Origin of the sequence: Microbispora oryzae (genome assembly GCF_017896165.1) — a bacterium.
Lineage (GTDB): Bacteria > Actinomycetota > Actinomycetes > Streptosporangiales > Streptosporangiaceae > Microbispora > Microbispora oryzae.
The window spans coordinates 23,040-41,771 of the sequence record NZ_JAFCNB010000029.1 but is presented as its reverse complement, the minus strand read 5'-3'; the positions used below and the strand labels follow the sequence as shown (position 1 = coordinate 41,771).

At 70.5% G+C, this 18,732-nt stretch carries 21 protein-coding genes; 13 read left to right on the top strand and 8 right to left on the bottom strand.

What is annotated here, in order from left to right; translation table 11 throughout:
• From JOL79_RS31250 to JOL79_RS31225, 6 genes are all read right to left on the bottom strand, one after another.
• The gene (locus JOL79_RS31250; protein ID WP_210159528.1) at positions 1-708 is read right to left on the bottom strand and encodes a response regulator transcription factor; all 708 of its coding nucleotides are present in this window, start codon (positions 706-708) and stop codon (positions 1-3) included.
• A 120-nt stretch (positions 709-828) separates the two neighbouring features.
• Positions 829-2,187, bottom strand: a complete 1,359-nt coding sequence (locus tag JOL79_RS31245; protein ID WP_210159527.1) for an acetyl-CoA carboxylase biotin carboxylase subunit — start codon at positions 2,185-2,187, stop codon at positions 829-831.
• A complete protein-coding gene (locus JOL79_RS31240; RefSeq protein ID WP_210159526.1) occupies positions 2,184-2,630 on the bottom strand; it encodes an acetyl-CoA carboxylase biotin carboxyl carrier protein in 447 nt (148 codons plus the stop codon). Before JOL79_RS31240 ends, JOL79_RS31245 begins: the two co-directional genes overlap by 4 nt.
• Positions 2,623-4,308 (bottom strand): acetyl-CoA carboxylase carboxyltransferase subunit alpha, encoded by a 1,686-nt coding sequence (locus JOL79_RS31235; protein ID WP_307848830.1) that lies wholly within the window; start codon positions 4,306-4,308, stop codon positions 2,623-2,625. Before JOL79_RS31235 ends, JOL79_RS31240 begins: the two co-directional genes overlap by 8 nt.
• The gene (locus JOL79_RS31230; protein WP_210159525.1) at positions 4,305-4,631 is read right to left on the bottom strand and encodes a TcmI family type II polyketide cyclase; all 327 of its coding nucleotides are present in this window, start codon (positions 4,629-4,631) and stop codon (positions 4,305-4,307) included. Before JOL79_RS31230 ends, JOL79_RS31235 begins: the two co-directional genes overlap by 4 nt.
• A 141-nt stretch (positions 4,632-4,772) precedes the next feature.
• Positions 4,773-5,234, bottom strand: coding sequence for an anthrone oxygenase family protein (locus tag JOL79_RS31225; RefSeq protein ID WP_210159524.1), 462 nt, complete (start codon positions 5,232-5,234; stop codon positions 4,773-4,775).
• A 166-nt stretch (positions 5,235-5,400) separates the two neighbouring features.
• Here JOL79_RS31225 and JOL79_RS31220 point away from each other — a divergent pair, with 166 nt between their 5' ends.
• The 9 genes from JOL79_RS31220 to JOL79_RS31180 all read left to right on the top strand — a co-directional run bounded on the left by JOL79_RS31220 (position 5,401) and on the right by JOL79_RS31180 (position 12,943).
• On the top strand, positions 5,401-6,105 hold the full coding sequence (locus tag JOL79_RS31220) for a sulfotransferase family protein (RefSeq protein ID WP_210159523.1): 705 nt from the start codon (positions 5,401-5,403) through the stop codon (positions 6,103-6,105).
• Positions 6,102-6,632 (top strand): flavin reductase family protein, encoded by a 531-nt coding sequence (locus JOL79_RS31215; protein WP_210159522.1) that lies wholly within the window; start codon positions 6,102-6,104, stop codon positions 6,630-6,632. Before JOL79_RS31220 ends, JOL79_RS31215 begins: the two co-directional genes overlap by 4 nt.
• An 11-nt stretch (positions 6,633-6,643) precedes the next feature.
• Positions 6,644-8,263, top strand: a complete 1,620-nt coding sequence (locus JOL79_RS31210; RefSeq protein WP_210159521.1) for an NAD(P)/FAD-dependent oxidoreductase — start codon at positions 6,644-6,646, stop codon at positions 8,261-8,263.
• A 244-nt stretch (positions 8,264-8,507) separates the two neighbouring features.
• Positions 8,508-8,750 carry an acyl carrier protein gene (locus tag JOL79_RS31205; protein ID WP_210159520.1) on the top strand — a complete coding sequence of 81 codons (243 nt, stop codon included), beginning with the start codon at positions 8,508-8,510 and terminating at the stop codon, positions 8,748-8,750.
• Positions 8,747-9,565 carry a cupin domain-containing protein gene (locus JOL79_RS35700; protein ID WP_307848829.1) on the top strand — a complete coding sequence of 273 codons (819 nt, stop codon included), beginning with the start codon at positions 8,747-8,749 and terminating at the stop codon, positions 9,563-9,565. The genes JOL79_RS31205 and JOL79_RS35700 overlap by 4 nt, the downstream gene beginning before the upstream one ends.
• On the top strand, positions 9,562-10,824 hold the full coding sequence (locus JOL79_RS31195; protein ID WP_307848831.1) for a beta-ketoacyl-[acyl-carrier-protein] synthase family protein: 1,263 nt from the start codon (positions 9,562-9,564) through the stop codon (positions 10,822-10,824). Before JOL79_RS35700 ends, JOL79_RS31195 begins: the two co-directional genes overlap by 4 nt.
• Complete coding sequence (locus JOL79_RS31190; RefSeq protein WP_210159518.1) at positions 10,821-12,047, top strand: beta-ketoacyl synthase N-terminal-like domain-containing protein; 1,227 nt, start codon at positions 10,821-10,823, stop codon at positions 12,045-12,047. Before JOL79_RS31195 ends, JOL79_RS31190 begins: the two co-directional genes overlap by 4 nt.
• Positions 12,048-12,139: 92 nt before the next feature.
• Positions 12,140-12,457 (top strand): hypothetical protein, encoded by a 318-nt coding sequence (locus JOL79_RS31185; protein ID WP_210159517.1) that lies wholly within the window; start codon positions 12,140-12,142, stop codon positions 12,455-12,457.
• Between the two features lie 36 nt (positions 12,458-12,493).
• A complete protein-coding gene (locus JOL79_RS31180) occupies positions 12,494-12,943 on the top strand; it encodes an SRPBCC family protein (RefSeq protein ID WP_307848828.1) in 450 nt (149 codons plus the stop codon).
• A gap of 40 nt (positions 12,944-12,983) precedes the next feature.
• On the opposite strand, the gene JOL79_RS31175 is transcribed toward JOL79_RS31180, so the two are convergent.
• A complete protein-coding gene (locus JOL79_RS31175) occupies positions 12,984-13,757 on the bottom strand; it encodes an SDR family NAD(P)-dependent oxidoreductase (RefSeq protein ID WP_307848827.1) in 774 nt (257 codons plus the stop codon).
• 170 nt (positions 13,758-13,927) lie between these two features.
• Between JOL79_RS31175 and JOL79_RS31170 the strand changes: the two genes are divergently transcribed.
• From JOL79_RS31170 to helR, 4 genes are all read left to right on the top strand, one after another.
• Positions 13,928-14,689, top strand: a complete 762-nt coding sequence (locus JOL79_RS31170; RefSeq protein ID WP_210159514.1) for an SDR family NAD(P)-dependent oxidoreductase — start codon at positions 13,928-13,930, stop codon at positions 14,687-14,689.
• A 144-nt stretch (positions 14,690-14,833) separates the two neighbouring features.
• Complete coding sequence (locus tag JOL79_RS31165) at positions 14,834-15,082, top strand: Rossmann-fold NAD(P)-binding domain-containing protein (protein WP_210159513.1); 249 nt, start codon at positions 14,834-14,836, stop codon at positions 15,080-15,082.
• 114 nt (positions 15,083-15,196) lie between these two features.
• Positions 15,197-15,586 (top strand): hypothetical protein, encoded by a 390-nt coding sequence (locus JOL79_RS31160; RefSeq protein ID WP_210159512.1) that lies wholly within the window; start codon positions 15,197-15,199, stop codon positions 15,584-15,586.
• Between the two features lie 161 nt (positions 15,587-15,747).
• Positions 15,748-17,895 carry an RNA polymerase recycling motor ATPase HelR gene (gene helR / locus JOL79_RS31155; protein WP_210159511.1) on the top strand — a complete coding sequence of 716 codons (2,148 nt, stop codon included), beginning with the start codon at positions 15,748-15,750 and terminating at the stop codon, positions 17,893-17,895.
• A 14-nt stretch (positions 17,896-17,909) separates the two neighbouring features.
• Here helR and JOL79_RS31150 read toward each other — a convergent pair whose 3' ends face one another.
• Positions 17,910-18,710 (bottom strand): SDR family NAD(P)-dependent oxidoreductase, encoded by an 801-nt coding sequence (locus JOL79_RS31150; protein WP_210159510.1) that lies wholly within the window; start codon positions 18,708-18,710, stop codon positions 17,910-17,912.
• Positions 18,711-18,732: the final 22 nt, after the last annotated feature.

Below are 18,732 nucleotides of genomic sequence, written 5' to 3'. Positions count from 1 at the left end.
TCACGCCGGCCGGCGCAGCACGTATCCCACGCTCCGGATGGTGTGGATCAACCCCGGATCGGCGTTGTCGACCTTGCGGCGCAGCGCGCAGACGTACTTCTCCACGATCGCCGTGTCGCCCCGGAAGTCGTAGTGCCACACCTGGTCGAGGATCTGCCGCTTGGACAGCACGCGGCCGACGTTGCTCATGAAGAAACGGAGCAGGTCGAACTCGGTGGGGGACAGCGAGATGGCGCGGCCGCCTCTCCACACCTCGCGGCTCTCCTCGTCCAGCACGATGTCGGCGAAGGTGAGCCGGGGTGAGGGGCGGGTGGCGCCGCCCCTCATGCGCCGTAACACGGCATGGATCCTGGCTATGACCTCGTCCAGGTTGAACGGCTTGGTGACATAGTCGTCTCCGCCGAGACGCAGGCCCTGGAGGCGGTCCTCCACGGCGTCACGCGCGGTCAGGAAGAGCACCGGTGTCTCGTCGCCGCCTCCGCGCAGCCGCTGGATCACCTCGAAGCCGTCCAGGTCGGGCAGCATGACGTCGAGCACGATGAGGTCCGGACGGAGGCGCCGCACCGCCTGCACCGCGTCGGTCCCGTTGGACGCGCTCGCGGTCTCGAACCCGGCGTAGCGGAGGACCGCCGACATCAGCTCCAGGAGGTCCGGCTCGTCCTCCACCACCAGCAGCCGGGCCTGCGGCTCCTGAACCCTCGGTTCCATCACGGCACCTCCCCGATTCCCCGTATCTCAGGGGTATGGTGCGGCCCCAAGCTGACCGCCCCCTCAGATGATTCCTGACCGTATCCAGAATGGGGACGGGGGCCGCGGCTGTCACGGCCCTCAGGACAGCGCGGTCGGCAGGAACTCGTCCACGAACCGCGTGGTGTGCTCCGCGCGGGCGAATGAGGGATGCGTGATCAGGCTGCGGAGCAGGGGAATCGTCGTCTCCATCCCGGCGCCCTCCACCGCGAACTCCGCCAGTGCGCGATCGGCCCGCGCGATCGCCTGGTCGCGGTCGGGAGCCCAGACGATGAGCTTGGCGATCATCGAGTCGTAGTACGGCGGCACCTCGTCGCCCTCGGCGAAACCCGAGTCGACGCGCGTCCACGGACCCCCCGGCGGCTGGAAGACCTTGAGCCGGCCGGGCGTGGGACGGAAGGCGGCACGCGGGTCCTCCGCGTTGATCCGGCACTCGATGGCCGTCCCGTGTGGCCGTATGTCGCTCTGGGTGAAGGACGGCGACAGCCCGGAGGCGACGCGGATCTGTTCGCGGATCAGGTCGATCCCCATGACCATCTCGGTGACCGGGTGCTCCACCTGGATCCGGGCGTTCATCTCCATGAAGGTCACGTCGCCGGCCGGATCCAGCAGAAACTCCATCGTCCCCGCACCCGTGTATCCGACCGCGCGTGCCCCGGCCACCGCGTACTCTCCGAGACGGCGGCGCTGCGCCTCGGACAGACCGGGAGAAGGAGACTCCTCCACCAGCTTCTGGTTGCGGCGCTGCAGTGAGCAGTCGCGCTCGCCCAGGTGGAACGCGTTGCCCGCCTGGTCGCAGAGCACCTGCACCTCGACGTGCCGGGTGACCGGGAGATAGCGCTCCAGGTAGACGGCGCCGTTGCCGAACACCGCGCGGGCGTACGCGCTGGTCCGCCGATACACCTCCGGCAGTTCGGCGCGGTCGGCGGCCACCCCGATGCCGCGCCCGCCTCCACCGGCCACGGCCTTCACCACCACGGGATATCCGATGGCGGCGGCAACGTCCTCGGCCTCGGCCAGCGTGGGGACGCTGCCCTCGCTGCCCGGCAGCACCGGCAGCCCGGCGGCGGCCATCCGGGCGCGCACCTCGGCCTTGTCGGCGAGCCGCCGCATCACGTCCGGCCGCGGCCCGATGAAGACCAGGCCGTTCTCCGCGCACACCTCCGCGAAGTCCGGGTCCTCCGAGAGGAAGCCGTAGCCGGGGTGGACGGCGTCGGCGCCGCGGCGGAGCGCCGCTTCGATGATGTTCGGCATGTACAGGTAGCTACGCCGAGGATGTGGCGGCCCGATGTGTACCGCCTCGTCGGCATAGGCCACGACACGGCTGTCACGGTCGGCCGTCGAGTAGACCGCCACCGTGCCGATGCCCATCTCGCGGCAGGTACGGGCGATCCGCAGCGCTATCTCGCCCCGGTTGGCGATCAGGACCTTCCCGATCACGACTGGTCAGCCTTCACCCGGACGAGCACCTGTTCGAACTCCACCGGCTGTCCGTCGGCCACGGCGACCTCGACGACCTCGCCGCTCCACTCGGAGGCGACCTGGTTCATCAGCTTCATGGCCTCGACGATGCCGACCGCCTGCCCGGCCTCGACCCGGTCGCCCGGGCGGACGAACGGGGCCGCGCCCGGCTCCGGTGCCACATAGAAGGTGCCGACCAGCGGCGCGACCACCGTCCTCACGCCGTCGTCGATCAGGTCGTCCGGCTCGTCCCGCGTCTCCGGTCTCGGCGCCGCGGCCGCCGTGCCCGAACGCTCCCAGGCGATCTCCAGGGCGCAGTCGCCGACCCGCAGCGACACGCTCGCGACCGGCCCGGGAATGGTCTTCACCAGGCTGCTCACCTCTTCCCTGAGCAGCCGCAGCTCCGCGACCAGATCAGTCATCGAGCGCCCTCCCCATGCGGCGGAACCGGTCCGCGCGTCGCCTCCGCAACTCGGCCGGCTCCAGCACCGAGAGCCTGCCCAGCGCGCGCAGGACCGACCGTTTGAGCTCCTCGGCCGCGTCGGCGGGCGACGCCTGCGTCCCGCCGGCGGGTTCTTCGACCACACCGTCCACGACGCCCAGACGCAGCAGCTCCGATGCGGTGATCCGCAGCGCCCCCGCCATCGCCTCCGCGTGGGAGGGATCGCCCATGAGGATCGTCGAGCAACTCTCCGGGCTGATGACCGAGTAACAGGCGTGCTCCATCATGAGGACCGTGTCGGCCACTGCCAGCGCGAGCGCCCCTCCGCTGCCGCCCTCTCCCACGACGGTCGCCACCACGGGAACCGCCAGCTCGCCCATGCCGGCGATGGTCTCGGCGATCGCCCACGCCTGCCCACGCTCCTCGGCGCCCACTCCGGGGGCCGCGCCCTGCGTGTCGACGACCGTCACGACGGGCAGGCCGAGCCGCTCGGCCAGCCGCATCAGCCGTAACGCCTTACGGTAGCCCTCTGGGTGCGGCATGCCGAAGTTGCGGGCCACCAGTTCCTGAGTGGTGTGCCCCTTCTGGTGTCCGATCACCATGACCCGTACGCCGTCGATCGACGCCGGGCCGCCCACGATGGCGGGGTCGTCGCCGTGGATCCGGTCACCGTGCAGTTCGACGAAGTCGTCGCAGATGCGCCAGATGTAGTCGAGGGCGGTCGGCCGCGCGATGTCGCGCGCGGTGCGCACGGTCTCCCACGCTCCCCCGTCCGTCACCGCGCCGGCTTCGGCGTCCGGCCCCGGCGCGGGCCGGTGGTCCGGCGCGACGGTCCACGGCCCGCCGCACAGCGTGAGCAGCCGGGCCAGCAGCGGCCGGATGGCCCCCCTGCTCTCGACCCGGTCGAGCATGCCCCGCTCGTGCAGGAACGCCGCGGTCTGGAAGCCCTCGGGCAGCCGTTCGCGGGTCGCCGCCTTGATGACCCGCGGTCCGGCGAACCCGATGAGCGCGCCCTGTTCACCGATCAGGACGTCGGCGAGGGTGGCGAACGACGCGGTCACACCGCCGAAGGTCGGGTCGGTGAGCACGCAGACGCTCAGCACGCCGGCCTCGGAGAGCCGGCGCAGCGCCCCCGCGGTCTTGGCCATCTGCATGAGGGACAGACAGCCCTCCTGCATGCGCGCGCCCCCCGACGCGGTGACGACGACCAGCGGCGTCCTGGTCGCGAGCGCCTCCTCGGCGGCGCGGGTCACCGCCTCCCCGACGGCCGAACCCATGCTGCCGCCCATGAAGGCGAAGTCCATGACCGCGACGACGACGGGACGACCGCCGATGCGGCCACGCCCGTGGAGCACCGCGTCCGCCAGCCCGGTGCGCTCGCGGGCCTCCGCCAGCCGCTCCGGATAGGGACGGGTGTCGGTGAAGCCGAGCGGGTCGGCGGATCGAACCTGCCGCGCGGATACGAACGAGCCCTCGTCGAGCATCAGGGCGACGCGCTCTCCGGCGGACAGCCGCTGGTGATGGCCGCACTCCGGGCAGATCCGGCTGCCGCGTTCGAGGCGGGGAACGTAGACGAGCGCATCGCAGCGGGAGCACTTCACCCAGGTCACCGACGGGGTGGCCGTAGCGACGGGCGGCATGGCGGGAAGGGTCGTCACGGCCGGCTCCAGGCGTAGAACTCGCGGGCGCGGGCGTCGGAGGGCCCGCGCCACGTGTCGGGGTCGTAGGGGCGGACGTAAGGGTCCAGGTCGGCGCAGAGCTTCTCGAAGTCGGCCCGTCCACGGGCTCGCGCCATCGCCTGCGTGGCGTCGCCGTCGAACTCGACGTAGTGGAAGTACAGGCCGTGATACTCGTACAGGCGACGTTCGCGCACTCCCAGGACCTGGGGAAGCTCGGCGCCGTCGGACTCCCCGAACAGCCGCGCCACCTCGGGGGCGGCGCCCGGCAGCAGCCGGGCCACGATGAGCGTCCGATCGTTCACGAGATCTCCTCGCTGTCGGAGTGAAGGATGCGAGGACGCTAATAGGCCGCCCCGCCGGCTGTCCCCCGCCGCGGATACGAGTTGGCGTCTCCCCTCGGAGAGTGGCGGCTCATCTCCGGGACGGATCCCGCTGCCGGCCGCTCAGGCGGTCTCGACGAGCAGAGCGGCGACGTAGGCGAGGAAGCCCACGCTGATCACAGCGGTGCGCCTGCCGTGCCAGGTGATCCACCGTGCCCGTACCTCGGCCATCGCCTCGGTCTGTCCGCTCTGCGACCGGCTCGCGATCACCTTGTTCAGCCGCACGTTGGCGAGCTCGGAGATCAGCGCCAGACCGATGTTGCAGGCCAGAGCCAGGCCCCGCAGCCAGCGGGCGAGGTCGTCCTGGGCGAGGAAGAGCAGTATGACCGTCGAGCCGCCGGTCACCAGGTTGAGCGCGGGCATGTACCGCTCGATGCTGCGGTCCAGGGACACGTGCAGCCGCATCCAGGACGGAACGTCGAGTGCGCGGAGGGTCGGGCAGACCCCGTACAGGAACATCAGCAGCGCGCCGGCCTGTATTCCGGCGCCCACCAGGCTCGTCGTCGTCAGCAGCGTCGGCCACATGGCTCGCCCCTCCCTCGATACGGAGACCGGACGGGGTGACCGGCCGCCCCATGCCTATCAGCGCCGTCCACCGCCGCCCGATCGCGCGCTCCTCCCCCCGGGGGATGCCGACTCTCCGTACGACGGTGGAAGACCCTCCGGAACGGCGCGGCCTAGCGTGAGCGCCGTGAGGGTGATTGGAGTCGGCCTCGGCCGTACAGGTACGACATCGCTGCGTGTGGCATTGGAGCAGCTCGGTTTCGGCCCCTGCTACCACATGTTCAACATCGTCGAGGAGCCCCGCCGGATACATCACTGGCTGGACGCCGCCGAAGGGCGCCCGGTGGACTGGACGAAGGTGTTCGCCGGATTCACCAGTGTCGTCGACTTCCCGGCCGCCGCCTTCTGGCGTGAGCTCGTCGCCCACTACCCGGATGCCAAGGTCGTCCTGACCGTCCGCGATCCGCAACGCTGGTACGACAGCGCCGCCGCCACGATCTTCAAGAAGGCCGTCGAGGCCGAGTCACGCCCGGCCGCCGGCCGGTTGGCGTTCCGGCTCGCCACGAAGATCAGTCCGGACCTCGGCGCTTTCACCCGGATGGTGCGAACCGCGATTCAGCAGCGGGTCTTCGACGGGCGGGTCGCCGACCGCGACCACGCCGTCAAGGTGTTCGAACGGCACAACCGGGACGTGATGCTGGAGGTGCCGGCGGATCGGCTGCTCGTCTACGACGTCGCGGAGGGCTGGGGGCCGCTGTGCTCCTTCCTCGGCGTGCCCGTACCCGATGGGCCGTTCCCGCACGGTAACGACGCGGAGTCCTTCCGCAGGGACGAAGGCAGGCGGATGCGGCGGATGGCCGCCCGATCCGTACTGTTCCGGGCGTCGCGGTGACGGCGGGCACGGCCACCGGCGCGCGCGGGCTGCGCGACGTCCTCGGCCGGTTCGCGACAGGGGTCACCGTGATCACCACGACGGCCGTCCAGGACGCCGGGACGCGTCCGGTGGGCATGACCGTGAACTCCTTCGCCTCGGTCTCCCTCGATCCTCCGCTGATCCTCTTCTGCGTCAGCCGCGTGTCCCGCCTCCACTCGATCTTCGCGAGCGCGCGGACCTTCGCCGTCAACATCCTCGGCGAGAGCCAGACGAGGCTGTCCGGCCAGTTCGCCCGGCCGGGATTCGACCGTTTCGGGCAGGCGCGGACCGTACGGGGAAGAAGCGGCGCGCCCCTGCTCGACGGTGCCCTCGCCACCATCGAGTGCGCCGTGGAGAAGGTGATCGGCGCCGGCGACCACGACATCGTGCTCGGCCGGGTCCTCGTCGCCGAGGAGTCAGGCGCCGGCACTCCCCTGATCTTCTACGGCGGGGCCTACCGCCGTCTGGAGGTCGTCGAGGCGGACTGGTGGTCCGCACTGACCTAAGGAGACAGTCCATGTTCGACGTCATCATCCTGGGCTCGGGCATCGCCGGATCCATTCTCGGATCGATCCTGGCCAGAAACGGGGCCAGCGTCCTGCTGATCGACGCCGGCGTGCATCCGCGGTTCGCGGTCGGCGAGTCCACGATCTCGCACACCCTCAACGTCTTCCGGATGCTCGCCGAACGGTACGAGGTGCCGGAGTTGGAAGCACTGATCTCCTACGACAAGGGAATGGCGGAGATCGGCCCGTCCATGGGCATCAAGCGGCACTTCGGATTCATGCTCCACCAGGAGGGACGCGAGCCCGACCCCGGGCAGGCGAGCCAGTTCGGCACCGCGGGGATCGGGCACCTGCAGACCAGCCACCTGTTCCGGCAGGACACCGACGCCTACCTTTTCCACGCCGCGATCGGTTACGGCTGCACGGCCCGGCAGGCGTTCCGGGTGACGGACGTGGAACTGAACGACGACTCGGTCGCGGTCGTCGGAGCGAACGGCGAGCGGTTCACCGGCCGCTACCTGGTGGACGCCAGCGGCTTCCGCTCACCCGTGGCCGGGCTGCTCGGACTGCGGGAGGAGCCGTGCCCGCTCAAACACCACTCCCGCTCGCTGTTCACCCACATGATCGGCGTCCGGCCGACCGACGACTGCCTGATGGGAGAGCGGCCGGCCGTTCCGTGGGTGGAGGGCACCATGCACCACCTGTTCGAGCGTGGCTGGTTCTGGATCATCCCCTTCAACAACGACCCGCGGTCGGTCAACCCGCTCGTGAGCGTGGGGCTCACCTTCGACGAGCGCGTGTACCCGAAGCCGTCCGACATCAGCCCGGAGGAGGAGTTCTACCGGCACGTCGCGCGCTTCCCGCTGCTGGAACGGATCTTCGCGGACGCCTCCACGGTCCGGCCGTGGGTGTCGACGGACCGCCTGCAGTACTCCTCGTCCCGGACGGTGGGAGCCCGCTGGTGCCTGATGTCCCATGCGGCGGGATTCCTGGACCCGCTCTACTCTCGGGGCCTGTCGAACACCGGCGAGGTCATCAACGCCCTCGCCTGGCGTCTGCTGGAGGCCCTGCGGGACGACGACTTCGCCGAGGAGCGCTTCGAGTACGTGGACACCCTGCAGAAGGGCCTGATCCGCTACAACGACGACCTGGTCAACAGCTCGTTCGTATCGTGGTCGCATCCAGATCTCTGGAACGCCGTCTCCCGGGTCTGGGCAGGGGCGCAGATGCCCGTCAGCATGCACTTCGGCCAAGCGGTCGAGAAGTTCCGGCAGAGCCGCGACGACGCCATCTTCCGGGACCTGGAGCGCCTTCCGTACCCGGGGTCGCCATTCCCCGGCAACGCGGCCTACAACCACCTGTTCGCGGACATGGTGCGGATCTGCGACGCCGTCGACGCGGGTGAACGCGACGCCGGCGAGGCGGGCGTGACCCTGATGAAGACGGTGGCGGAGTCCCCGGGCATCGTCCCGTTCCTCGGTCTGCAGGATCCGGAGACCAGACTCGTGCAGCCCTCGCTGGAGACCTTCATCTCGATGGCCCGCTGGCTGGCCACCGAAGGGCCCGAGGACATGCGCTACCTCGCCGACAATCCCCGTTTCGCCCACCTTCTCGCCGCGCCACGCACCTGACCACCTCGCCGAGGTCCTGGTCAACGGCATCGCCGGATCCCTCCCGGATCCGGCGATGCCGTTCGTCTTTTCCGGGGCCGGCCGACCGCCCCGTTCGCCCAGCCCGGCCCGGGAGCCGAGTGCCCTCCCCGGGGTCGGATCCTCATCCTGACGGTTCGCCCGCCTTTCATTACCGGGGCGGAAGACCGCGTTCCGGCCGCGACCTACCGTTGGCCGCGTATCCGCCGTTGGACAAGGAGCCGGAATGGCACGACAGACGTTCACCGACGAAGACCTGCGAACACTCCTGCTGGCCGTCGGGCTGGCGCCGACGCAGGACGACTACTCCCTGACCTTCGACGAGCTCCAGCTCGACTCCCTGGCCAGGGTGGAGCTGGCGACGCGAATCGAGGACCGGTACGGCGTCGCACTGGAGATCGACGCCGACCAGAGCCCCCGGGTCGTGGCGAACCTGGTCAACGCCGACCTGACGGGAGCCGTCTCATGATCGGCCACACCGACAACGCGATCGAGATCGACGCTCCGATCGGCTTCCTCTGGGCGCAGACCAACGACGTGCGGACCTGGCCCGACCTCTTCACCGAGTACGCGAAGGTCGAGGTCCTGGAGGAGGAGCCGGACTCGGTGGTCTTCCGCCTCACCATGCACCCGGACGCTCAGGGCAACGAATGGTCGTGGGTTTCCCGGCGAGCCTGGGACCGCGACACGTGGACCGTACGGGCCCGCAGGATCGAGACCGGCCCCTTCGAGTTCATGAACATCACCTGGACGTATGAGGAGCTCGGTCCCGACCGGACCCGCATGCGGTGGATCCAGGACTTCCACATGAAGCCGGACGCCCCGGTCGACACCACGCGGATGACCGAGAACATCAACGGCAACACGAAGGTCCAGATGGAAGTGATCAAGCAGCGCGTGGAGCGGCGCCGCCGGGCGGTGCTGGGGTTCCACGACGTTCCGTCCAACACCCGCCGCGGCGGGGATCTGCGCACGCTGGTCTCCCCCGTGACCGTCGGCGCGTCATCCGGATTCATGGGCGCCGTACGGCTGGCGCCCGGCGAGAAGGTGGCCGAGCACTACCACCCGTACTCCGAGGAGTTCGTCTTCCTCGCGACAGGAGAACTGCGCGTCGACCTCGACGGTGAGCCGGTCACGCTCACGGCCGAGCAGTCGCTGCTGGTGCCGCGCAATGTCCGGCACCGCCTGACGAACGTCGGCGACGGCGATGCGCTCGCCGTGTTCCAGCTCAGCCCGCTGGCCCCGCGTCCCGAGCTGGGCCACGTGGACACCGAGGAGGGCTGATGCGTCGCAGCGTCGTGACCGGGATCGGGGTGATCGCCCCCGGCGGCGGCTCCCGGGAGGAGTTCTGGCAGCGAATAGTGGGCGGCAAGCCGGCGATCCGGCGCATCAGCCGGTTCGACCCCGAGCCCTTCCGCTCCCAGATCGCGGCCGAGTGCGACTTCGACCCCTTCGCCTACGGCCTCACCCCGCAGGAGGTCAGGCGGATGGACCGATTCGCGCTCCTCGCCCTCGCCTGCGCGGACGAGGCCTTCGCCGACAGCGAGCTCGACCGCTCGTCCCTCGACCACGAACGCATGGGTGTCTCCCTCGGCTCCGCTGTTGGGTCGACCATCCGTCTGGAGGACGAGTACGTGGTGGCGAGCAACGGCGGCAAGGACTGGGTGGTGGATCCCACTCACGTGGGGCCGTTCCTCCACCATGCCCTCGTGCCGTCGAGCGCGGCCACAGAGCTGGCAGTCCGCTACGGCGCGCAGGGCCCCGCGGCGGTCATCTCGACCGGCTGCACGTCGGGAATCGACGCCATCGGGCACGCGCACACACTGATCCAGGACGACGAGGCCGACATCGTCATCGCCGGGGCGTCGGACGCGCCGATCTCACCCATCACAGTGGCCTGCTTCGATGCGATCAGGGCGACGAGCCCCCGCAACGCCGATCCCGAGGAGGCGTCCCGGCCGTTCGACGCCGACCGTCAGGGATTCGTCCTCGGAGAGGGGGCCGCCGTCCTGATCGTGGAGGAGCTGGAGCACGCCGTGGCGAGGTCCGCCAGGATCTACTGCGAGATCACCGGATTCGCCGCGCGAGCCAACTCGTTCCACATGACCGGCCTGCGTCCGGACGGATTCGAACTCAGCGAGGCGATCATGGACGCGATGGACCGGGCCAGGCTGAACCCGGAGGACCTGGATTACATCAGCGCCCACGGTTCCGGTACGAAACAGAACGACAGACACGAGACCGCCGCGTACAAGCGCGCCCTGGGCGAAGCGGCGAGACACATCCCGATCAGCTCGATCAAATCGGTGATCGGGCACTCGCTCGGCGCCATCGGTTCGATCGAGATGGCCGCCTGCGCCCTGGCCATCCAGCGGGGCCTCGTCCCTCCCACCGCCAACCTGACGACGGCCGATCCCGAGTGCGACCTGGACTACACCCCCGGAGTCGCCCGCGAGGTCACGGTCGACCACGCGCTGTCGGCCGGCAGCGGGTTCGGCGGGTTCCAGTCGGCGATGGTCTTCTCACGGCTGGAGGGCAAGTGACCAGGCGTGTGGTCGTCACCGGAATCGGCGCGGTCGCACCCACCGGGCTGGGCGTCGCCGAGCACTGGCGGAACACGCTGGCCTCCGCCTCGGGGATCGCCCCCCTGCCCGACGCGGAGGCCCTGCCCGTCCAGGCGGCGGGCCAGGTGCGCGGGTTCGATGAGGCCGCCCACCTCGAGAACCGGCTGCTCGTGCAGACGGACAGGTGGACCTGGATGGCACTCGCCGCGACCGAGCTCGCGCTGGCCGACGCCGCGGTCGACCCCCTCGCGGAGTACCCCTTCCATCTGTCCGTCGTCACGTCCAGCGCTTCGGGAGGCAACGCCTTCGGCCAGCGGGAGATCGAGGCGCTGTACAAGGCGGGGCCACGGTCCGTCAGCGCCTACCAGTCCATCGGCTGGTTCTACGCCGCGAGCAGCGGCCAGATCTCCATCCGTCACAGGGTCAAGGGCGCCTGCGGAGTGATCGTCTCCGACGGCGCGGGCGGGATAGACGCCCTCGCGCAGGCGTCCAGGCTCATCAGAAGGGGAAGCGAGGCCGTCCTCGTGGGTGGGACGGAGGCGCCGCTCTCGCCGTACGCCCTGGTCTGCTTGTCGAGCCAGACGACGCTGAGCCGGGAGCGTGATCCGGCACGCGCCTACCGGCCCTTCGCACCCGACGCCGCCGGCCATGTACCGGGAGAAGGAGGGGCGATGCTGGTGGTCGAGGAGCTACGCCGTGCCCGTCTCCGTCCCGCCCCCACCGTGTACGCGGAAGTGGCCGGAACCGCCGCCACCCACGACGCCCACCACCACGACTGCGCGGCTCCCGACGGCCGTCAGCTCGCGAGAGCCGCTCGGGTGGCGCTGACCAGAGCCGGGTGTGGCCCGGACGATGTGGACGTGGTCTTCGCCGACGGCGCCGGGGACCCCGCCGGAGACGTCGCCGAGAAGTCGGCGCTCGCCGAGGTGTTCGGGTCGAGACGGGTGCCGGTGACCGTACCCAAGACGATGACCGGCCGCCTGTCCTCGGGAGGGGCCGCGCTGGACGTCGCCTGGGCCGCGCTCTCCCTCCACCATGGGGTCATCCCACCGACCGTGTACGAGGATCGCCCCGTCGCAAGCGGGCTCGACCTGGTCACCGAGCCTCGGGAGGCGCCGGGACTGCGCACCGCACTGGTGCTGGCGCGCGGTTCCGGCGGCTTCAACGCCGCCGCCGTGCTGCGTGCCCTCGCCGACCACTGACGCGCGTTCCGGCACCGTTCAGGCTGCTGTCAGCCGTATGGCAGGTAGCCGGTCGAGATTGGCGGGGAAGCGCGGACACGAGGGGAGGCCTCATGACCAAGGGCGATCAGCGGCGCGACGGCATCACCTACAGGTTCCATCCGGCCGAGGGCACCTGGGAGTTCGTACCTCCCAGGTTCGTCCGCCACCGCCTCGTGCTCGCGGTGGCGGGGATCTCGGTGGTCTCCGCGCTCGCCGGGCTGCTCCTGGGCCTGACTCTCGACCGCTCGCCTCTCAGAATCGGCGGGTCCGCCGCCGCCGTCAGTGGCCCCGCCTCCGGCGCGATCGGCACGCCGGCCTCGCCGGAGCTGTGCGGCCCCGCCGAGACGCCGCGGCCGACGTGGCCGTACGGGCGACGTGAGCCCGCCTGATCGTCGCTCGCGGGGCCCGGTCTCGATAGGCTCGGCATGCCACATTCCGTCCCGGAAGGAGCCCTCGGCCGCGTCATGGCTTCCATACGCCACGAGATCGTGATCGATGCGTCTCCCGAGCACATATGGGACGTGCTGCGTGACGTCGGCGCCGTACACCGGCGTCTGCTGCCCGGCCGCGTCACCGACACCCGAATCGAGGGCGACCAGCGGTTCTTGACCTTTCCCGACGGACACGTCATCCGTGAGCTGATCGTCGCGATCGACGACGAGGCCCGCCGCCTTGCTTACTCCGTCGTCGAGGGCGCGCGGCCGGCGATCGATCACCACCATGCCTCGTTCGAGGTTCACCCGGAAGGCGATCGGGCGGGCCGGTTGATCTGGATCACCGACGTGCTGCCGCACGCGCTCGCTCCCGAGATCCGCATTCGCGTCGAACGCGGCGCGGCCGAGATGAAACTGGCGATCGAGGCCGCACACCGCTGAACCGGCGGCCGCGGAGACCGAGGCCCACTTTCGCAAGGGATCAGGTCTCTTCCGGGTCGCGCCCGAGTGCTGCCCGGCCCCCGTCGACGGGCAGAATCACGCCGTTGACGAAGCTCGCGTCGTCTGACAGCAGGTATGCGACGGTAGCCGCCACCTCGTCGGGACGCCCGACTCTGCCCAGCGGGTGGAGCAGACGCATCTCGTTCTGGATCCGCTCCGCGTTCGCGGTCTCCTGCCCGTCGAGGAATGCCTCGTACCGTTCTGTACTGATCGATCCCAGCGCGACGGCGTTCACCCGGATGCCGAAGGGCCCGTAGTCGACGGCCAGCGCGCGGGTGAGTCCTTCGACGGCCGCCTTGGCCGTCACGTACGGCAGGGCCCCGCGGACGGCGCGCTGCGCCTGGTGTGAGGAGACGTTGACGATCGCACCGCCGTGGCCCGCTGAGAGAAAGCGACGAACCGCCGTGGCACATCCGACGACCGCGAGATTGAGGTTCAGCGCGATGAGGCCGAGCACCTCATGCGGGGGGACCGTGTGCACGGACGCGTCCCGGAACACGGCGGCGTTGTTCACCCAGCCGGCGAAGGTGCCCGCGTCCTGCGCCAGATCGGCGGCTCGCTCCGTCACCGCCTCATCGGCCGCGTCGCCGACCACGGAGATCAGCCGGGAACCCGCCGGATGACTGTCTGCCCAGGCGAGCGCAGCGCCGTCGAGTTCGATGACGACGACGCTGTGCTCATCTTCAAGGAGCCGCTCGGCCAACGCGCGGCCGACGCCCTGGCCGCCTCCCGTCACGACATACGAACGAGCCACACGCACCTCCAGCCGAGACTGCCGATCACCGTGCATGGCGGCCGCCGCTCGACCCGCTCGGCGGTGGCCGACTCCACCTGGGCCACACTAGGCCAGAGGGTTCGAGCCGCGATCACGGTCGCGGCGGAACACCGTCCGCTGACGCACCACAAGATCGAGGGGCTGGAGAGATGACCGCACGATTCGCGGGCAAGGTCGCGCTGGTGACGGGGGCCGGATCCGGCATCGGCCGGGACAGTGCGCTGGCCTTCGCCCGTGAGGGCGCCGTCGTGGTGGCCGCGGGACGACGGCAGGAACCGATCGACGAGACGGTCCGCCTGATCGCGGACGAGGGCGGCGAGGCCAGTGCCGTGACGACCGACGTCTCCCGCGCGGAGGACGTCGCACGACTGGTCGAGACGGTCGTCGAGCGGCACGGCGGCCTCCACGTCGCGCACAACAACGCCGGTTTCTTCCCCAAGCCGCAGCCGATCGCGGATCTCGACCTGGACATGTGGAACTCCACCGTCGCGGTGAACCTGACGGGGGTCATGCTCTGCATGCGGTACCAGGTCCGTCACATGCGCGAGCACGACGGCGGCGTCATCGTCAACACCGCGTCCAACATCGGCTATCACGGACGCCGCCCGGGCATGGCCGCGTACGCCGCCACCAAGGCCGCGGTGAGCACGCTGACCCGGGTCGCGGCGCTCGACCACATCAAGGACGGCGTGCGGATCAACTGTGTCAGCCCCGGGGCCACCGACACCTCCATGTCACTGCGGCCGGGCGAGACCGCGGCCGACCGCGCCTCGCGCCTGGCCACCGCCGTACCGCTCGGCCGGGTCGGCGAGAGGGACGAGGTCGTCGCGGCGGTGCTCTGGCTGGCCTCGGAGGAGTCCGCCTTCGTGGTCGGGCACGATCTCGTGGTCGACGGCGGGGTGACCGCCTGACCGCGGGCCCGGCTTGCACGGGTTGGCCAAGCTGCCCACCGTGCAGCCGGCCAGGACCAGAATCGGTGTGACGCACGTCACTGTCGCATTCTCGGCTCGATCTCGAAGGCGGCCGCGTTCTCCCTGACGCAGGCGCTCCGCGCCGTGCTCGCCAGGCAGGGCGTCGGGGTGCACGTGGTCCTGGCCGGCCCTGTGGACACCGACATGTCGCGAGATCTCGACATACCGAAGACCGCCCGGGAGTCGGTCGCGCGCGCCATCCTCGACGGGGTGGAGAAGGACGAGGAGGACATCTTCCCCGACCCTGTGGCCGAGGCGATCGCCGAGAACTGGCGCAGTGGTGTGACGAAGCCCCTCGAACGGCAGTTCGCGGTGTTCGCCGATCAACCGTGAAGCACGTCACGCCGCGAACGCGTCACTTCCGGAGTTCGGATCGGCTCTCCCGTCCCGGTCGCCGGCCTGTTTGCCCAGGTCGATCTGGGTAGGGGACGACTGGAGGTGACAGCGATGACCGACCGAAACGAGGGCGGCGTCCGGCGGGGGCCGGCGAGCTCCCGGAGCCTGAAGTACGCCCAGGAGATCAGATCGCCCGAGGAGGAGCCCGAGCGCGAGGGCCGCAGCCTGGTGACGACGAGCCACGACGTGATCAAGGAGTGGGCCGAGGCCCGGCGCGGGACGCCCGCGACGGTCGAGGGCACCGAGCGCGGTGACCGCCTGGGCGTGCTCCGGTTCGACTTCCCCGGCTACGGCGGGAAGGACCTCAAGCACGTCGGCTGGGACGAGTGGTTCGCCACATTCGACGAACGGCACCTCAACTTCATCTACCAGGAGACCAAGAGCGACGGAACCCAGAGCAATTTCTTCCGCCTGGAAAATCCTCAGCGTGAGGACGCGTAGGAGGCCGGCGGAGGCACCTAGGAGGGAGGTGTCGCGCCGGCGCAGTCCTTCCGTTTTCAACCTATAGCGCACCGGGGGGCTTGCGGCAAGACCCGGGTCATGCCGCAGAATCGTCGGCCGTGCTCGCACAGTCGCGAGCGACCGAGATCGGAGCCCATGCCGTGAGTCCCCGCACCACCAGCGCGTTCGACCTTCCCGACCACCTCTCTCCCAAGGCGGACCCGACGCTGATCGCGGACGACGAGCGGCAGTTCGCGGCCATCGCCGAGAGCCTCGAACGGTCGATCGCCGAGCTGTCCGGCCGTCTCGACGCCGAACTCAGGGCTCCCGGCGGCAGAGGCCGGCAGGCGCTGGACCGGGACCTGGAGGTCCACCGGCTGACCGCCCGGCTGCGTGCGCTGCGTCGGTTCGGCCTGGATCTGTGCCTCGGACGCATGGTCGGCGCGGACGACTCCGAACCCGTGTACGTGGGACGACTCGGCCTCACGAACAGTGAGGGCCGCCGGCTGCTGCTCGACTGGCGTTCGCCCGCGGCCGAGCCGTTCTTCGGAGCGACCCACGCCAATCCGATGGGGCTGGCGAGCCGCCGCAGGTATCGCTGGACCCGTGGCCGGATCAGCGACTACTGGGACGAGGTGTTCACACCGGACGGGTTCGAGGGGCACGCCGCGCTCGACGACCAGTCCGCCTTCATCGCCAGCCTGGGCGGCCACCGGTCGAGCCGGATGCGGGACGTGCTCGGCACCATCCAGGCCGACCAGGACGCGATCATCCGTGCCGGATCGCGCGGCGCGCTCGTCGTCGACGGCGGGCCCGGCACGGGGAAGACCGTCGTCGCCCTGCACCGCGCCGCCTACCTCCTCTACTCCGATCCCCGGCTCGACCAGCGCCGGGGCGGCGTGCTGTTCGTCGGCCCGCACCAGCCCTACCTGGCGTACGTCTCCGACGTCCTGCCCAGCCTCGGAGAGGAGGGCGTACAGACCTGTACGCTGCGGGATCTCGTCGCCGAGGGAGCCGCGGCGGTGACCGAGGCCGACCCGGAGGTGGCCCGGCTGAAGTCGTCCGCCGACCTGGTGAAGTCCATCGAGACGGCCGTCAGGTTCTACGAGAACGCGCCCACCACGGGGATGACGGTCGACACCCAGTGGTCCGAGGTCTGGCTGGGCGCCGACGACTGGGCCGAGGCGTTCGAGGCGGCCGAGCCGGGCACTCCGCACAACGAGGCCCGTGACCAGATCTGGGAGACACTGCTCACGATCCTGGTGGACAAGCACGAGGGCGACGCGCCGGATCCGCTGGTCCGCAGGTCGCTGACGCGCAACAGGGAGCTGCTCACGACCTTCAACCGCGCGTGGCCGCTGATCGAGGCGGCCGACCTCGTCGGAGACCTGTGGACGGTCCCCGCCTACCTGCGGTTGTGCGCGCCCTGGCTCAGCCCCGACGACGTCCGGAGGCTGCAGCGCGCCGACGCCCAGGCATGGACGGTGTCCGACCTGCCGCTCCTGGACGCGGCACGGCAGCGGCTCGGCGACCCGGAGACGGCGCGACGTAAGCGCAGGCACGCGGCCTCCGTCGCCGCCGAACGCGAGCACATGGCCAAGGTCATCGACGACCTGCTGGAGGCCGACGACGACGGTGAAGGCGCGGTGACGATGCTGCACGGAGACGACCTGCGGAACGCCCTGGTCGACGAGTCGGCCCCGGCCGGCGTCGAGCCGGACGCGCTCGCCGGTCCCTTCGCGCACATCGTCGTGGACGAGGCACAGGAGCTGACCGACGCGGAGTGGCAGATGCTGCTGCTGCGGTGCCCGTCCAGGAGCTTCACGATCGTCGGGGATCGCGCCCAGGCCAGGCACGGGTTCACGGAGTCGTGGCGGGAGCGGCTGCAGCGGATCGGGCTCGACCGGATCACCCTGGCGTCCCTGAGCATCAACTACCGGACGCCCGAGGAGGTCATGGCGGAGGCCGAGCCGGTCATCCGGGCCGCGCTCCCGGACGCCAACGTGCCGACCTCCATCCGCAGCGGCGGCGTCCCCGTCGTCCACGGATCCGTCTCGGAACTGGACGCGGTCCTCGGCGGCTGGCTGGCCGGCAACACCGACGGGATCGCCTGCGTCATCGGGGATCCCACGTTCCGGGGGACGTCCCGGGTACGGTCCCTGACCCCGGAGCTGTCGAAGGGGCTGGAGTTCGACCTGGTCGTCCTCATCGACCCGGAGGCGTTCGGCACGGGCATCGAAGGAGCGGTCGACCGCTATGTCGCCATGACCCGGGCGACGCAGCGGCTCGTCATCCTCACGAGCTCCTGACCGCGGCCGGGGAGTCAGGCGACGTTGCGGATGTGGCCGCCGTCGACGCGCAGGACGGCGCCGCTGATGTAGCCGGACAGGGGGCTGGCGAGGAAGGCGACGGCGCTGGCGATCTCCTCCGGCCGGCCGAGGCGCTCGACGTCGTTGGGCACCAGCTCTCTCGTGGCGTCCCGTTCGATCTGCGCCCAGGTCTCGCCCCAGCCGTGAGCAGGGGCGATCTCCGTCAGCAGGTCTCTGACGGCGTCGACGAGGATGGCGCCGGGCGCGACGACGTTGGAGGTCACTCCGGTGCCCCGCAGCTCGCGGGCCAGCGACACCTCGAGGTTGTGGCGGGCCGCGAGGGTCGCGTTGTACTGCGGGTGCTGGTACATCGGCTGGACCGCGAGGCCGCCGCCGATGGTGATGACGCGTCCCCAGCCGCGCTCCCGCATGAGCGGGACCAGCCGCTGGATCATCCGCACGCCGGAGACGACGTTGCCCTCGTAGGTGTCGCGCCAGGTTTCCGGCGTGGCGTCGGCCCAGGAGAGGTGTTTGTAGGAGCCGGCGTTGTTGACCAGGATGTCGACGGGTCCGCCGGCCAGCGCCGCCGACACCACCGCGTCCGCGCCCTCGTCGCCGGTCAGGTCGCCGATGGCGACGTCGGCCTTCCCGCCGTTCGCCCGGATCGACGCGGCCACCGCGTGGCTGCGCCGTTCGTCCCGGCCGTGCACCACGACGGCGACGCCTTCGGCCGCGAGTGCGCGGACCGTCGCCTCGCCCAGTCCCGAGCTCGAACCGGTCACCAGAGCACGCTTGCCGTTCAGTTGCAGGTCCACGAGATCCTCCGTTGCTGTGTGA

Bases quoted from the DNA above. Each gene is read 5' to 3' on its own strand.
- JOL79_RS31250 (WP_210159528.1), bottom strand. From the start codon at position 708: ATGGAACCGAGGGTTCAGGAGCCGCAGGCCCGGCTGCTGGTGGTGGAG.
- JOL79_RS31240 (WP_210159526.1), bottom strand. From the start codon at position 2,630: ATGACTGATCTGGTCGCGGAGCTGCGGCTGCTCAGGGAAGAGGTGAGC.
- JOL79_RS31225 (WP_210159524.1), bottom strand. From the start codon at position 5,234: ATGTGGCCGACGCTGCTGACGACGACGAGCCTGGTGGGCGCCGGAATA.
- JOL79_RS31210 (WP_210159521.1), top strand. From the start codon at position 6,644: ATGTTCGACGTCATCATCCTGGGCTCGGGCATCGCCGGATCCATTCTC.
- JOL79_RS31205 (WP_210159520.1), top strand. From the start codon at position 8,508: ATGGCACGACAGACGTTCACCGACGAAGACCTGCGAACACTCCTGCTG.
- JOL79_RS35700 (WP_307848829.1), top strand. From the start codon at position 8,747: ATGATCGGCCACACCGACAACGCGATCGAGATCGACGCTCCGATCGGC.
- JOL79_RS31185 (WP_210159517.1), top strand. From the start codon at position 12,140: ATGACCAAGGGCGATCAGCGGCGCGACGGCATCACCTACAGGTTCCAT.
- JOL79_RS31180 (WP_307848828.1), top strand. From the start codon at position 12,494: ATGCCACATTCCGTCCCGGAAGGAGCCCTCGGCCGCGTCATGGCTTCC.
- JOL79_RS31170 (WP_210159514.1), top strand. From the start codon at position 13,928: ATGACCGCACGATTCGCGGGCAAGGTCGCGCTGGTGACGGGGGCCGGA.
- JOL79_RS31160 (WP_210159512.1), top strand. From the start codon at position 15,197: ATGACCGACCGAAACGAGGGCGGCGTCCGGCGGGGGCCGGCGAGCTCC.